16 protein-coding genes, 1 pseudogene and 1 riboswitch are annotated in these 14,152 nt (G+C 45.7%); all 17 genes and pseudogenes read left to right on the plus strand.

The window, feature by feature from the left end:
• The first annotated feature begins 13 nt into the window (after nt 1-13).
• Nucleotides 14-373, plus strand: a complete 360-nt coding sequence (gene rbfA, locus JDF658_RS02425) for a 30S ribosome-binding factor RbfA (RefSeq protein WP_078665244.1) — start codon at nt 14-16, stop codon at nt 371-373.
• Nucleotides 354-1,337: a bifunctional oligoribonuclease/PAP phosphatase NrnA gene (locus JDF658_RS02430; RefSeq protein WP_079906370.1), complete on the plus strand. Its 984-nt coding sequence runs from the start codon at nt 354-356 to the stop codon at nt 1,335-1,337. Before rbfA ends, JDF658_RS02430 begins: the two co-directional genes overlap by 20 nt.
• Before the next feature lie 2 nt (nt 1,338-1,339).
• A complete protein-coding gene (gene truB, locus JDF658_RS02435) occupies nt 1,340-2,248 on the plus strand; it encodes a tRNA pseudouridine(55) synthase TruB (protein WP_079906371.1) in 909 nt (302 codons plus the stop codon).
• Between the two features lie 3 nt (nt 2,249-2,251).
• A complete protein-coding gene (locus tag JDF658_RS02440) occupies nt 2,252-3,196 on the plus strand; it encodes a bifunctional riboflavin kinase/FAD synthetase (RefSeq protein ID WP_078665241.1) in 945 nt (314 codons plus the stop codon).
• Nucleotides 3,197-3,274: 78 nt separating this feature from the next.
• Entirely contained in the window at nt 3,275-3,496 is a 222-nt protein-coding gene (locus JDF658_RS02445) for a hypothetical protein (RefSeq protein WP_078665240.1), read from the plus strand.
• Nucleotides 3,497-3,601: 105 nt separating this feature from the next.
• Nucleotides 3,602-3,871 carry a 30S ribosomal protein S15 gene (gene rpsO, locus JDF658_RS02450; protein WP_078665239.1) on the plus strand — a complete coding sequence of 90 codons (270 nt, stop codon included), beginning with the start codon at nt 3,602-3,604 and terminating at the stop codon, nt 3,869-3,871.
• A 161-nt stretch (nt 3,872-4,032) separates the two neighbouring features.
• Complete coding sequence (locus JDF658_RS02455; RefSeq protein ID WP_079906372.1) at nt 4,033-6,126, plus strand: polyribonucleotide nucleotidyltransferase; 2,094 nt, start codon at nt 4,033-4,035, stop codon at nt 6,124-6,126.
• 64 nt (nt 6,127-6,190) lie between these two features.
• Nucleotides 6,191-7,291 carry a D-alanyl-D-alanine carboxypeptidase family protein gene (locus tag JDF658_RS02460; RefSeq protein ID WP_159446535.1) on the plus strand — a complete coding sequence of 367 codons (1,101 nt, stop codon included), beginning with the start codon at nt 6,191-6,193 and terminating at the stop codon, nt 7,289-7,291.
• Between the two features lie 39 nt (nt 7,292-7,330).
• The gene (locus JDF658_RS02465; RefSeq protein ID WP_079906374.1) at nt 7,331-8,023 is read left to right on the plus strand and encodes a polysaccharide deacetylase family protein; all 693 of its coding nucleotides are present in this window, start codon (nt 7,331-7,333) and stop codon (nt 8,021-8,023) included.
• A gap of 67 nt (nt 8,024-8,090) precedes the next feature.
• Complete coding sequence (locus JDF658_RS02470) at nt 8,091-9,344, plus strand: pitrilysin family protein (protein WP_079906375.1); 1,254 nt, start codon at nt 8,091-8,093, stop codon at nt 9,342-9,344.
• Nucleotides 9,332-9,781: a dUTP diphosphatase gene (gene dut / locus JDF658_RS02475; protein ID WP_200803473.1), complete on the plus strand. Its 450-nt coding sequence runs from the start codon at nt 9,332-9,334 to the stop codon at nt 9,779-9,781. Before JDF658_RS02470 ends, dut begins: the two co-directional genes overlap by 13 nt.
• Nucleotides 9,782-9,833: 52 nt before the next feature.
• Nucleotides 9,834-10,103, plus strand: coding sequence for a YlmC/YmxH family sporulation protein (locus JDF658_RS02480; protein ID WP_078665233.1), 270 nt, complete (start codon nt 9,834-9,836; stop codon nt 10,101-10,103).
• 69 nt (nt 10,104-10,172) lie between these two features.
• A riboswitch (Lysine riboswitch) is annotated at nt 10,173-10,358 on the plus strand.
• A 107-nt stretch (nt 10,359-10,465) separates the two neighbouring features.
• Complete coding sequence (gene dapB / locus JDF658_RS02485; protein WP_078665232.1) at nt 10,466-11,245, plus strand: 4-hydroxy-tetrahydrodipicolinate reductase; 780 nt, start codon at nt 10,466-10,468, stop codon at nt 11,243-11,245.
• An 84-nt stretch (nt 11,246-11,329) separates the two neighbouring features.
• Nucleotides 11,330-12,238: a dipicolinate synthase subunit DpsA gene (gene dpsA / locus JDF658_RS02490; protein WP_079906376.1), complete on the plus strand. Its 909-nt coding sequence runs from the start codon at nt 11,330-11,332 to the stop codon at nt 12,236-12,238.
• 1 nt (nt 12,239) lies between these two features.
• Nucleotides 12,240-12,830 carry a dipicolinate synthase subunit B gene (locus JDF658_RS02495; RefSeq protein ID WP_079906377.1) on the plus strand — a complete coding sequence of 197 codons (591 nt, stop codon included), beginning with the start codon at nt 12,240-12,242 and terminating at the stop codon, nt 12,828-12,830.
• A gap of 23 nt (nt 12,831-12,853) precedes the next feature.
• Nucleotides 12,854-13,864, plus strand: coding sequence for an aspartate-semialdehyde dehydrogenase (locus JDF658_RS02500; protein WP_079906378.1), 1,011 nt, complete (start codon nt 12,854-12,856; stop codon nt 13,862-13,864).
• A gap of 14 nt (nt 13,865-13,878) precedes the next feature.
• Nucleotides 13,879-14,152 (plus strand): annotated as a pseudogene (locus JDF658_RS02505) (aspartate kinase); the annotation flags it as partial.

The raw sequence follows: 14,152 nt of genomic DNA on the forward strand, positions 1-14,152 counted from the left end.
CAGGTGAACTAAAATGGGAGGTCACAGACCGCAACGTGTAGCTGAAGAAATTAAAAAGGAACTGGCTAAAATCCTGCGCGAAGATGTTAAAGAAGAAGTTTTACGACTGGTCACTGTTACAGCGGTCAATGTCTCTTCTGACCTGCGGTATGTCAAAATTTATTTCACCCTGCTGGGTGGCAAGGGTGATAAAGGAGCAGTTGCTGAGCTGCTGGAAAAGTCCAGCGGCTGGCTCAGAGGGGAGCTGGGTCGACGCCTGCGTCTGCGGTTTGCTCCGGAACTGCAATTCGTCTATGATGAGTCGATAGAGCATGGTGCCAGGATAATGGAGCTTTTAAACAAGGTGAACCAGAATGAAGAATCAAGAGATTAAAAATTTCCTGGCTAAGCTACAAGAGCTGGATGATTTTGCTATCATCGGCCATATCAATCCTGATGGTGATACTATCGGTTCTGCTCTGGCCCTGGCCTTTATGCTGGAGAGTCTGGGGAAAAAGGTTGAACTCTGGAATCTGGACCCAGTACCGGAGCTTTATCATTTCCTGCCGGGGGTGCAACGTTTCTCTTGCCCCCAGGCAGGAGACTGGCAGGGGAAAAACCTGATCTTTGTCGACTGTTCTGAACCGAAACGCTGTGGGGATGAAATTTTGCCTTATTACCGTCAGGCTAGCACCCTCTTCAATATTGACCATCATATCAGTAACAAATTTTTTGCTGATTTTAACCTGGTAGTTCCTGAACGGGCTGCTTCCGGTGAAATCATATATGAGCTGGTGAAAATGTCTGGGGTGCCATTATCAAGGGAAATAGCCACCTGTCTGTATGTTACCATTGTGACCGATACCGGTTCTTTTCGTTTTCCTAATACCACCGCCAGCACTTTCCGGATTGCAGCAGAATTGAAAGAGGCCGGCGCCGATACTGAAACAATCAATCACCAGATCTATGAAGAAATACCGCCAGAAACCCTGGCGGTGCTGGGGTATGCCTTTGCCCACTTTCAATATTCACCCCAGCGCAAAGTCTGCTGGCTGGTACTGGATAAGCAAACTTTGACCCGTTTACAGGCCCGGGATGAGCATCTGGAAGGTATAGTTAATTATGCCAAAGCCCAGAAGGGCGTAGAGGTTGGGATTCTGCTCAGAGAAGCTGAGCCAGATCTAGTTAAGGTCAGCTTCCGCTCCAAGAAGGCTGTTGATGTCAATGCGCTGGCCCAGATATTTGGGGGAGGCGGCCATCAGAGAGCCGCTGGCTGTCGTTACCGTGGTCCCTTAACAGAGGCTGAACAGAAAATAATTGAACAGGCCATATTAATAACTGAGGGCGCGGGGGCATAAATATGCATTTTGGTTTTCTTAATGTACTAAAACCAGCTGGACTAACATCTCAACAAGTAGTACAAAGGGTTAAGAAAAAAACCGGCAAAATAAAAATCGGCCATACTGGTACCTTGGACCCGCTGGCAACGGGGGTACTTCCTCTATGTTTAGGACCGGCTACCCGATTGGCTGAGTATGTGAGCAACATGGGTAAAAAATACCGGGCCCAGCTGCAACTGGGGATTGAGACCGATACTTATGACCGGGAAGGCAGTGTGATAGCCGAAACCACGGCCAGTCACATTACCGGGGAGATGATTGTATTAGCTTTACAAACGTTCGAAGGCCAAATAATGCAGGTACCTCCTATGTTCTCTGCTATTAAAAGGCAGGGTAAGCCCTTATATGAGCTGGCCCGGCAGGGAATTGTAGTGGAACGGGAGGCTCGTCCTGTCGAGATCTATCAGATAAAACTTGCAAAAATAGAACAGCTGGGCAGTGACCACCCATTAGTAGAAATAGAGGTCCATTGTTCAAAAGGAACATATATCAGGAGCCTGGTGCACGACCTGGGGCAGAAACTGGGAACAGGGGCAGTCATGACAGCACTGGAACGGACAGAAGTCGGGATTTTTAACCTGAAGAATGGCTTAGCACTGGAAGAGTTAGAAGAGATGGACGGAGACCAAATAAAGGATTATCTTTTTTCTGTTGAGCAGGTTTTTCCGGATTGGCCGGTAGTTATTGTTTCCGCAGAAGAAGCAAGAAAAGTGGAAAACGGGAACAGGATCAATTTGCCTTATACTAAAACATTTCCAGACCAGGCGGAAAGAATCTTGCTGTGCAATCAACAGGGCAGGCTATTAGCTGTGGCCAAAAGCATAGAGAATGGTCATCTGCAACCTGTGATTGTTTTCCGGGAGGGGTAAGGAATGTTGATATTAAGAGACCTGTCTGATCTTGGGCGGGACCTGAGAGGAAGGCTGGTTCTGGCTCTGGGGAATTTTGACGGGGTACACCGCGGCCATCAAGCTTTGTTGATGAAAACTTTACAACTGGCGGCACAGCTGGACGCTATTCCGGGTGTCATGACCTTCGATCCCCATCCCTTGCAATTACTTGCCCCTCAAAAATTACCTCCTATGATTCTCGATCAGAAGGCAAAACTCCAATTGTTGGCCAGTAAAGGGATAGAAGTCGTTCTGGTGGTGCCCTTTACCCGGATTTTTGCTGAACTTTTGCCCCGGGCTTTTTTTACAGAAGTGTTACTGGAACAAGTAGGAGTTAGGGGTCTGGTGGTAGGGTATAATTATACCTTTGGCCAGGGCGGAAAAGGTACTGCAGAAACTTTGCAGGAACTGGGGAATGTCTATAATGTACCGGTAGAAATAGTGCCTCCTGTAACTGTTGACGGGCAGCGGGTAAGCAGTTCCCTGATTCGTCACTATATCCAGCAGGGCAATATGGAAGCAGCGGCAACCTGTTTGGGCTATTATCCCTATCTTGCCGGTGAAGTAAAGCATGGTGATGCGCGGGGGAGGGAACTAGGGTTTCCTACTGCTAATGTAGCAGTTGACAGGAAACTGGTCATTCCGGCGCAAGGAGTTTATGCTGTCAAAGTTAGGTGGCAGGAACAGCAGTGGCCGGGAGTAGCCAATCTAGGACATAGGCCTACTTTTTATGAGCAAGGCCAGCTGGGTTTGGAAGTTTTTATTTTAAATGATAATGTGCCCGAGCTTTATGGCGAGACTATCGAAGTGGAATTTCTTAAAAAATTAAGGGATGAAAAAAAATTTACCAGTGTGGCAGAATTGAAAGAGCAAATAAAGCTGGATATTGCCAAAGCTAGAGGCCTTTTTTACTCACCTTGCATATAATCTAAGCAGAATACTTTACAAAGCGGGGCCGATATGGTATATTTTATAAGTGTCCTGCTTGACTCAGGGTGAGTAAAGGTGAATGTGATTATCAGCGATCATGCCCGGAGGCGCTTGCAGGAAGAGAGACAGCAACTGATTCGGGTTGAAGATGTTCTGGCAGCAGCCAGCAGTATTCCTGGACGGATTCAGGTTGCCACCAGATTTAGAAATTTTCTTGCTGGTTCAGGAAGATGGTTTGATGTTGTTGTTAAAGACAGTGATAATTTGCGGATAGTGATCACTGTCATTGGAAAATGAGTTAACAAAGGAATCCCTTTGTTATAAAGAACCACTGGCTCGGAGGGAGGAGGCTCCGCCCTTCTTCTTGGCTTGTGGGGATATTAGGAATAGGAGGTGAAAACCATGGCACTCACTACAGAACAGAAGCAAGCTATTATCGCCAAGTACAAACTGCATGACATGGACACTGGTTCTCCTGAAGTGCAGATTGCTATCCTGACCGAGAGAATCAATTACCTGACTGAACACCTGAAGGTTCATAAGAAGGACCATCATTCTCGTCGGGGTCTGCTCAAAATGGTAGGCCAGAGAAGAGGCTTGCTCAACTATTTGAAGGAAAAGGATTTCAATCGTTACCGTAATATTGTTGAGCAACTGGGTCTGAGAAGATAGACAATAAGCGGGGTATAGACCCCGCTTGTTTTATATCAATCATTTTGTATGATGGGAAAATAATGTATTTTTTGCTAGATAAGCAGGAAATACTATAGGTAATGTGGAAATAATTATAGGTTATTCTTAAATGGCGAAATTGAGAGGAGGAAAATATAGCAATGGAACGAACCTTCCAGTTAGAGGTAGGCGGCAGGACCATGTCTTTTTTGACCGGGAAACTGGCAAAACAGGCCAATGGTGCTGTGATGGCAGCATATGGCGATACTCGGGTCCTGGTTACGGCTACCTGTTCCAAGGAACCCCGGGAAGGGATTGATTTCTTTCCTTTGACAGTAGATTATGAAGAAAGATTATATGCCGCTGGTAAGATCCCAGGCGGTTTCATCAAACGGGAAGGCAGGCCGGGGGAAAAAGCCATTCTGGCTGCCCGTTTGATTGACAGACCCATACGTCCCTTATTTCCTGAAGGTTTTCGCAATGATGTACATATAGTAGCTACTGTAATGTCCGTTGACCAGGATCATGACCCGCGGGTTGTGGCTTTGTGTGGTGCATCCGTTGCTCTAACCATTTCTGACATACCTTTTAACGGACCTATTGGGGCTGTTATCGTTGGCCGCGTTGATGGGAAGCTTATCATTAATCCTAATCTAGAACAATCTGAAAAGAGCGACATGCACATCGTCGTAGCGGGAACCAAAGATGCAGTAATGATGGTGGAAGCTGCTGCCAATGAGGTTCCGGAAGATGAAATACTGGAAGCCATCATGTTTGCCCATGAAGAAATCAAGAAGATAGTAGAATTTCAGATTCAGGTTCAAACTGAACTGGCAGTGGTTAAACGGGAAATTCCATTGGCCCAGCCAGATCCTGAAATGGACCAGGCAGTCAGGGCATTTATTGCCGAAAAGATCAACCAGGCAGTGCGAATTTTTGACAAACAGCAACGGCAGGATACATTAGAAGAACTGAGGAAAAAAGTGCTAGAACATTTCCAGGAACAATATCCGGAACGGGAAAAAGAGCTGGAAAAAGTATTTCATAACATCTTGAAAGAAACTGTACGGCAGATGATTATCACTGAAGGAATCCGTCCTGATGGCCGGAAACTGGATGAAATTCGTCCTATCTGGTGTGAAGTCGGAGTTTTGCCTAGAACCCATGGTTCTGCTATCTTTACCAGAGGACAGACCCAGGTACTGACCGTTACTACTCTGGGGGCGATTGGGGATGAACAGATTCTGGATGACCTGGGAGTAGACGAATCAAAACGCTATATGCATCATTACAATTTTCCTCCTTATAGCACAGGAGAAGCCAGACCGCTCCGGGCTCCATCCCGACGGGAAATCGGTCACGGCGCTCTGGCAGAAAGAGCTCTCGAACCTATGATACCTGATGAAAAGGTCTTCCCCTATACTATCCGCCTGGTTTCCGAAGTCCTGGAATCCAATGGTTCCAGTTCTATGGCCAGCGTTTGCGGCAGCACCTTGTCCTTAATGGATGCCGGTGTACCTATCAAGCGCCCCGTTTCCGGTGTAGCTATGGGTCTGGTTAAGGAAGGAGATATTGTCCGGGTCCTGACCGATATCCAGGGTATGGAAGACGCTCTGGGGGATATGGATTTCAAAGTTGCAGGTACTGAAATCGGGGTAACAGCCATTCAAATGGATATCAAGATCGCTGGGATTGACCGGCAGATCCTCAAGATGGCTCTGGAACAGGCCCGACAGGGACGGCTGTATATTCTTCAGAAGATGCTGGAGACTTTACCGGCACCCCGTAAGGAGTTGTCACCATGGGCTCCGCGCCTGATTTTCCTGACCATTCATCCGGATAAAATCAGGACGGTGATTGGCCCTGGTGGTAAAACCATCAAGAAAATCATTGATGAAACCGGAGTAAAGATTGATATTGAAGATGATGGCCGAGTCTTCATATATGCAATTGACCAATCTGCTGGTAGAAAAGCACAGGAAATGATCGAGGAACTCACCGAGGAGGTGGAAGTAGGCAAAACTTATCTCGGTAAAGTAGTTCGGATTGTAGAATTTGGCGCCTTTGTCGAAGTTCTGCCCGGTAAGGAAGGCTTAGTGCATATCAGTCAGCTTTCCGAACAGAGAGTCAATAAAGTAGAAGATGTAGTCAGTGTTGGCGATCAAATTCCTGTTAAGGTAATCAAGATTGATGATTTGGGGCGGATCAATCTTTCCCGCAAGCAAGCTATCCAGGAAGAAAAGCAAAAGGGTTAAGCTCAGGAATTACCTGAGCTTTTTTTGTTTATCTGGGCATAATAAAAGGGGAAGGAGGATAAAAATGATTAGAAAAGTCATGTTTAGTTTGTGTTTAATATTGTTCTTAGCGGTGGAAAGTGCTAATGCTGCTCAATCCCTCCAGCTCAAAGCTGCCCAGGCCGTTCTCTATGACATGGATACAGGCTTGATAATCTGGGAAAAAAAGATGAATAAGCAAGCTCATCCCGCCAGCTTGACTAAGATAGCAACTGTCCTGACAGGATTGAGATTTGGCGACCATAAGAAAGTGGTGATTGTATCACAGAAAGCTGGAAATTTAAATACTGGCTCTATCATTGGGCTAAAAAGTGAAGATGAAATCAAATTTGAAGACTTATTGAAAGCGGCCATGATTGTTTCCGCCAATGATGCTACCATAGCGATTGCAGAAGCTACAGCCGGTGACCTGGAGCTGTTTTTACAACTAATGAATGGCACTGCTTATGGTTTTGGGCTTGCTAGTACCAGTTTTACCAACACCCATGGCTTGTCAGTAGCTAATCATCGCATATCCCCTTATGATCTGGCGGTTTGGTCAGCGATGGCAATGCGTAATCCTGAATTTAAAGCCCTGGCAGGAATGAAAGAGACAGAAATCATGATAAAGCGTAAAGGAGAGGAAAAAAAGCTGACCTTACGCAATACCAACCGCTTACTTTTTAGTGACCAGGGAATTTATGGTATAAAAACCGGTACCACTAGCCTGGCTGGCAAATGTCTGGCTGGGGCGTGGGACGCCCATGGCCATCGTTTTATTGGGATCGTGCTAAATAGTTCTGAACGCTGGGGTGACATGTTGAAATTAAAGAGATTTACTGAAGAATGGTGTACAAAGGAGATTATTGTAGATTTTGACCAAGACTGGCAAAGAGTGCGCCTGGGCGGCAATAGGCCGCTAGAATTTGATGTAATCAGTAAAAAAAGAATAGAAGTGGTGTTGCCTGCCTCCGAAAAAAATCAGATTATAAAAAGAGTATATATCAATCCTAATATTAAGTTACCGGTTAAGGCTCAACAGCCAGTAGGAAAAGCGGAGTTCTGGTTTGGAAACCAGTTCATTGGCCGGATTGAGCTTTATCCTGATCGCGATATAATTACGAACTTCTGGCATCGTAAGGAGTAAAGGATAATAAAATAGAATGGAGGGAGGCGAAGACTGGCAATGAAAAAAAAACTATTCTTTTTTTCACTGATTTTGCTTATCTTTTGGGTAACCATATTTTATAACAGAGAAGCGGCGCAACCAGTAATTGCCAAAGGACTGGTTGAATCAGGACCAAGGGATAAAAAGGCGGTAGCTATAATGTGTAATGTAGCCTGGGGGGAGGAATATTTACCGCCTTTATTAAAGGTACTTAAAGACAAAAATGTTAAGATTACTTTTTTTGTGGAAGGGCAATGGGCCCAGAAAAATGGCGACCTGGTAAGAGAAATTGTGGCTTCTGGCCATGAGGTGGAAAACCATGGTTTTCGTCATGTTTTTCCTACCCGTTTGGGTCGGAGACAACTAATTGAAGATATAACCCGGACTGCGGAAATCCTTCGGGGACTGACAGGAAAACCAACGGTTTATTACCACCCCCCCTATCGTGACTTTAATGATTTTGTTATCAGCACTGCTTATGAAACAGGCCATATTACTGTAATCAATAATATTGATACCATCGACTGGCAAAAACCGGCACCAGAAGTAATTTTACAACGGGTAAAGCGTAAACTGCGTAATGGTGGGATAATACTCATTCACCCTACAGCTCCAACAGTTTTAGCGCTACCTTCCTTAATTGACCAGATTCGACAGGAAGGTTATGAGATTGAATCAATTGGAAAATTATTAACAAATATGTCGTCATAAGCAGGAATTTGCTCGATTGTGTTGAATTTTTTAGAGGTAATTTTTATGGGTTCAGGGAGGATATAGAATGATCGAAAAAATTGTTTTGCCCAATGGTGTACGGATTGTTTATGAACACTTACCCTGGGTAAAATCCGTCTCCATTGGCATTTGGGTTAAAGCTGGTTCTGTATCAGAAAATGAACAAAATAACGGTATTTCTCATTTTATTGAACACATGATGTTTAAAGGAACAACCCAGCGTAGTGCTAAAGCATTGGCAGAAGCTCTTGATGCTGTTGGCGGACAACTAAATGCCTTTACTTCCAAGGAATATACCTGCTATTATGCTAAAGTACTGGATGAATACATTGATATCGCAATTGATGTTCTGACCGATATGTTTTTCAATTCCCTTTTTGCCACAGATGCTATTGATAAAGAACGGAATGTAATTCTGGAAGAAATTAAAATGTATGAAGATACTCCCGATGATATTGTGCATGACTTGCTTTCCCGAGCGCTTTTCAGCGGACATGCTTTGGGTCGTCCGATCATTGGTACAACAGAAATCATAAATAACATCAGACGGGAAGATATTTTGACCTATTTAGAACAAACCTATCGTCCTGAAAACACTGTGATAGCTATTGCCGGTTCTTTTGAGCCAGAATATGTAAAGAATCGTTTTACCCAGTTGTTTGTTAACTGGCAGCGGGAAAATGCCCTAACCATTACCAGCCAAAACACTTTTGAACAGCAACCTGTACTGGTTAAAACCAAGGATATTGAACAGGTACATATCTGCCTGGGCAGTTATGGTCTGGCAGCAGGAGATCCCGATATTTATGGGCTGCACTGTCTTAATAGTTTACTAGGGGGTGGGATCAGTTCCCGCTTGTTTCAGAGCATAAGGGAAGAACGAGGCTTGGCTTATTCGGTATATTCCTATACCAGTAATTATATGGATACGGGCATACTGGGGATTTATGCCGGCTTGACCATGAATAATATCCCTCAAGTCTTAACTTTAATTAAAGAGAATTTCGAGCAAATGTTAAATGATTTAAATGAGGAGGAGCTCCATCGGACCAAACAGCAAATTAAAGGAAATTTTGTCCTCGGTCTGGAGTCAGCCAGCAGTCGCATGTCCAGGCTGGGTAAGCTGGAACTTACCCTGGGGAGGATTACACCAATAGAGGAAGTACTGGCCAAAATAGACCAGGTTACTGTGGAACAGGTAAAACAGCTGGGTACAAAATTCTGGTACCAGCAGGGGTGGTCATTGGCAGCAATCGGACCGAAAGGTACCCAAGAGGTGATTGAATCTTGGCACAAATAAAAGTCCCCCTGAAAAAAGTTACGGATTTACCACTAGATGTGGTCCCGGTTTATATGACAGAAGGGAGCGCCGGGGCTGATTTAATTGCAGCTATTCCGGCACCTGTTATTTTGGAACCGGGCCAGTACAGGTTAATAGATACCGGGATTGCCATTGCTTTACCCCCCGGTTATGAAGCTCAGGTCCGGCCCAGGAGTGGCCTGGCTGCCAAACATGGTATCACCTGCTTAAATACCCCTGGTACCATCGATGCTGATTATCGAGGTGAGATAAAAGTTATTTTGATCAATCACGGCCAACAGCCTTTTACCATCCAGCCGGGAGAGCGAATAGCCCAGCTGGTAATTGCCCCAGTAGTTCAAGGCCAATGGGTTATAACCGATGAATTGCCTCAAACGGAGCGAGGCACGGGAGGATTTGGTCATACCGGCAGATAAAGCATAATTTTGTCCCCTGTTGGATATATTTAATTCCAAAGGGGGAGTGATTATGCGTTTGAGTGAGTTAATTGGCAAAGAAGTAATAAATATCCTGGATGGCGCCAGATTGGGCACCATCGGCGAGTCTGATGTGGTCATCGACCCCAGAACCGGGCAGATAGAATCCATTATTTTACCTAATCGGGGTGGTATGCTGGGGTTTTGGATGGACAAACAATATCTGATTATACCATGGCCGGCGATAAAAAAAATAGGCAGTGAAGTGGTAATTGTAGAACTGGATAATACTTATCCCAACTATCAGAAATACGCCTATTAACCAGCCTTGCCAGAGGAGAAAAATTATGCTAATATATAAATTAAAAAATATCATCCTCATCTCGACGAGGGATGAGTCAGAGGTCGCGGGATTCATGAGTAACCTGACGGAGAGGGCAGAACTCGAGGAGGTCAGGGGAAAGGGGAGACCGCCGAAGTGACAATAGATCTGCGCTATTGTTGCTGGGACCGGGCAGAAGATGTCCGGGACTGTCATTAGGAAATCCCCGTTTCCTAATGGAGCACTGACTCATTTGGGGGACAGAGGTGAGTATTTCTTTTAACTCTGCTCATAGGGAATTGGGCGACTACTGAGAGAAATACTCAGCAGTCGCTTTTTTATTAAGCAGGAGGAGGGATTAGATGATTAAGGTTATAGTTAATGGTGCATTAGGTAAAATGGGCCAGGAAGTCATCAAAGCTGTAAATAGTGCTTCGGACTTGCTTTTAGTGGGAGCAGTGGATGTACGCGGTAATAAGGAAAAAATTGCAATTACAGATTTATATGTAAGCAATGATTTGGCCGAAACTATTCGGTCCACTGGAGCTGATGTAGTGGTCGATTTTACCAGCCCGGAAAATGTGATGGGTAACATACATACCATTTTAGCCAATGGGGCTAAAGCAGTAGTAGGGACGACTGGTATTTCCCAGCAGGACCTGGAAGAGATTAAGCGCTGGTGTCAGCAATATCAAACTGCCTGCCTGGTAGCTCCGAATTTTGCCTTAGGTGCTATCCTGATGATGGAATTTGCCCGAAAAGCTGCCCAGTACTTTCCCGATGTAGAGATAATTGAATTACATCATGATCAAAAACTGGATGCTCCCTCGGGCACAGCCATCAAGACAGCGGAAGCCATTATGACTGTCAGGGGCGAAAAAGCTCAGGGTCACCCGGAGGAAAAAGAAACCATTCCTGCTAGCCGTGGTGGCAATTTTGGTGGGATTAGAATTCATTCCGTACGATTACCAGGGTATGTCGCTCATCAGGAAGTTATTTTTGGCGGTTTAGGCCAGACCCTCACCATTCGCCATGATTCCATCAGCCGGGAGTCCTTTATGCCCGGGGTATTGCTGGGTATTCGCCAGATTTATCATACCCAGGGCTTAATATACGGTTTGGATAACTTTTTGGAACTCTAACAGGCACGCCTTCTCCCTGAGCACCATATACTACAACTACCATGAGAGTATATTGGGATTTAGGCTCAGGGAGGGAGGGAAAAAATGACGCCTGTATTAAACGGGGTAACCATAGCCGTAGTTGGTGGGGACCAGAGGCAGATTATTCTGGTGAATGCCCTGGCGGAAATGGGGGCGATTTTAAAAGTCATCGGGGTTCCCAATCTTAAATCTGGACCTAAGATTATTCAAGCTGCCAGCATCCACGAGGCTCTGAAAGACGCAGATGTGCTGTTATTGCCGGTACCAGGAATTGGAGATGGCGGCAGAGTTTACGCTCCCCATTTATCTGTTCCTTTAATTTTAACGGAGGAGACGCTTGCCCATTTGCCATTACGGGCCCCAATCCTGGTGGGAGTGATTAAAAAGGCTTTAAAACAACTGGTAGCACGCACTGGTCACCGGGTTATCGAGTATATGGAACTAGATGATGTTGCTATTTACAATTCTATTCCTTCTGCTGAAGGGGCTATCCAGATGGCAATGGAAGCCTTACCGATCACTATCCATGGCTCTAATGCCCTGGTTATCGGTTTTGGCAGGACTGGCATTACTCTGGCTCGCATGCTCAAAGGCATTGGGGCGCATACCTATGTGGCAGCCAGAAAACAAAAAGACCTGGCAAGAATTTATGAATGCGGGTATGTTCCCGTAGCCTTTGCTGAGATCGACAGAGTATTACCTGGTATGAATATTATCTTCAACACAGTCCCAGCTCTGGTGCTGGACAGGGAAAAATTAAAAAAAGTTCGCCCGGACGCATATATTCTGGATTTGGCCTCCCATCCCGGCGGGGTTGATTTTGAAACTGCTGCCGGACTCGGCATAAAAGCCGTACTGGCTCCGGGGCTCCCCGGCAAGGTGGCACCGGTGACAGCGGCCCAAATCCTGGTTGAGGTGATTCCCAAAATCATTATGCAGGAACTTGGATTGACTAAAAAGGGGGATGCCTGATATGCGTCTCATGGGTAAAAAAATCGGGTTTGCTATCACCGGCTCCTTTTGCACCTTTGCTGCCGTAGAACCGATACTGGACCAGCTAGCTCAGGAGGGTGCCGAGATCACTCTGATTATGTCCAAAGCGGCATACCAGACGGATACCAAGTTCGGCAAGGCAGAAGATTGGCTGAATCGCTTTTCTAAATATTGTAGCGGTCCTGTAATAAACGAAATAGTCACAGCAGAGCCCATCGGTCCTGGCAAGCTGTTAGACCTGATAGTGATCGCTCCCTGTACCGGCAATACTATCGCCAAGTTGGCCAATGGCATTACCGACGGCCCGGTATTGATGGCTACTAAAGCTCATTTGCGCAATGGCCGCCCGGTGGTCATTGCAGTTTCGACCAATGATGGACTGGGTATGAATGCTAAAAATATCGGATTGCTATTAAACAGCAAAAATATCTATCTGGTGCCTTTCTGTCAGGATAACCCCTGGCAAAAACCCAACTCACTGGTGGCTAAAATGGAACTTATTCCTGATACCGTTATAGAGGCATTAAACGGACGCCAAATCCAGCCTGTTTTGTTAGGACCACCGAAATAACAGAGAGAGATGGAGGGATGAACGTGAAAAAATTGAATGTAGCTGTAGTAGGTGCCACTGGCGCAGTAGGACAGGAGATTCTAAAAGTGCTGGCGGAAAGAGAATTTCCCATCAATGGCCTGAAATTACTGGCATCCCAGCGTTCTGCAGGTAAGGAAATTCAATATCAGGGAAAAAACTATATCGTAGAGGAGACTACCCATGAATCCTTTCAAGGGGTGGATATAGCGCTGTTTGCTGGCGGCTCTGCCAGTAAGGAATTTGCCCGTTCCGCGGCCAAAGCTGGTTGTGTAGTTATTGATAATTCCAGTGCCTTTCGGCTGGAACCTGACGTACCCCTGGTAGTGCCAGAGGTCAATCCCGAAGATGTAAAATGGCACAAAGGTATTATTGCCAACCCCAATTGTTCCACCATTCAAATGGTGGTGGCATTGAATCCGCTGCATCAAGCTGCTAAAATTAAGAGGGTTGTTGTTTCTACTTACCAGGCAGTTTCTGGTGCCGGAATTGAGGCCATTGAAGAACTAACCAAACAAACTCAGGCTGTACTGGCGGGGGAAGAGTATCCGCCCCAGGTGTTTCCCTATCCAATCGCATTTAACCTGATTCCTCACATCGATGTCTTTGAAGACATGGATTATACCAAAGAAGAGTGGAAAATGGTACGGGAAACCAAGAAAATTCTGCATGATGACAATATTGCTGTTACAGCTACGACTGTACGGGTTCCTGTTTATCGCAGCCATTCCGAATCAATTAATATTGAGACCGAGCGGAAGCTGACTGCGGCTGAAGCCAGGGAAATACTGCGCAATAGCGCTGGTATTATTGTGGTTGATAATGTCCAGGAAAAACAGTACCCAATGCCACTTTTCACTTCCAATAGGGATGAAGTTTTTGTCGGCAGGATCCGGGAGGATAATTCCCTTGCCAATGGTTTAAATCTCTGGGTAGTTGCCGACCAGCTGCGTAAAGGGGCAGCAACAAATGCGGTGCAAATAGCGGAACTCCTGGTCAAATATAATTGTATTTGACGAGGTGCGAATTTATGAAGATTATTGTCCAGAAGTTTGGTGGGACATCGGTAGCAAATGAGCAGACCAGAGAAAAAGTACTGGAAAAAATTATTGGTGCGGTGCGACAGGGATACCTGCCGGTAGTAGTCGTTTCAGCCATGGGCCGGCGGGGTGATCCTTATGCTACCGACACCCTTCTGGATCTGGTTCGTAAAACTAACCCTAAAGTGCCACGGCGGGAATTGGATTTACTGGCTGTCTGTGGAGAGATAATTTCCGGGGTTGTTTTAGTGGCAGGCTTATTGG

This window comes from Carboxydocella sp. JDF658 (assembly GCF_002049395.1).
Taxonomy (GTDB): Bacteria; Bacillota.

Coding starts and splice junctions, on each gene's coding strand:
- JDF658_RS02465 (WP_079906374.1), top strand. CDS start 7,331: ATGAAAAAAAAACTATTCTTTTTTTCACTGATTTTGCTTATCTTTTGG.
- JDF658_RS02430 (WP_079906370.1), top strand. CDS start 354: ATGAAGAATCAAGAGATTAAAAATTTCCTGGCTAAGCTACAAGAGCTG.
- dapB (WP_078665232.1), top strand. CDS start 10,466: ATGATTAAGGTTATAGTTAATGGTGCATTAGGTAAAATGGGCCAGGAA.
- JDF658_RS02440 (WP_078665241.1), top strand. CDS start 2,252: ATGTTGATATTAAGAGACCTGTCTGATCTTGGGCGGGACCTGAGAGGA.
- JDF658_RS02460 (WP_159446535.1), top strand. CDS start 6,191: ATGATTAGAAAAGTCATGTTTAGTTTGTGTTTAATATTGTTCTTAGCG.
- JDF658_RS02495 (WP_079906377.1), top strand. CDS start 12,240: ATGCGTCTCATGGGTAAAAAAATCGGGTTTGCTATCACCGGCTCCTTT.
- JDF658_RS02480 (WP_078665233.1), top strand. CDS start 9,834: ATGCGTTTGAGTGAGTTAATTGGCAAAGAAGTAATAAATATCCTGGAT.
- dpsA (WP_079906376.1), top strand. CDS start 11,330: ATGACGCCTGTATTAAACGGGGTAACCATAGCCGTAGTTGGTGGGGAC.
- truB (WP_079906371.1), top strand. CDS start 1,340: ATGCATTTTGGTTTTCTTAATGTACTAAAACCAGCTGGACTAACATCT.
- rpsO (WP_078665239.1), top strand. CDS start 3,602: ATGGCACTCACTACAGAACAGAAGCAAGCTATTATCGCCAAGTACAAA.
- JDF658_RS02455 (WP_079906372.1), top strand. CDS start 4,033: ATGGAACGAACCTTCCAGTTAGAGGTAGGCGGCAGGACCATGTCTTTT.
- rbfA (WP_078665244.1), top strand. CDS start 14: ATGGGAGGTCACAGACCGCAACGTGTAGCTGAAGAAATTAAAAAGGAA.
- JDF658_RS02470 (WP_079906375.1), top strand. CDS start 8,091: ATGATCGAAAAAATTGTTTTGCCCAATGGTGTACGGATTGTTTATGAA.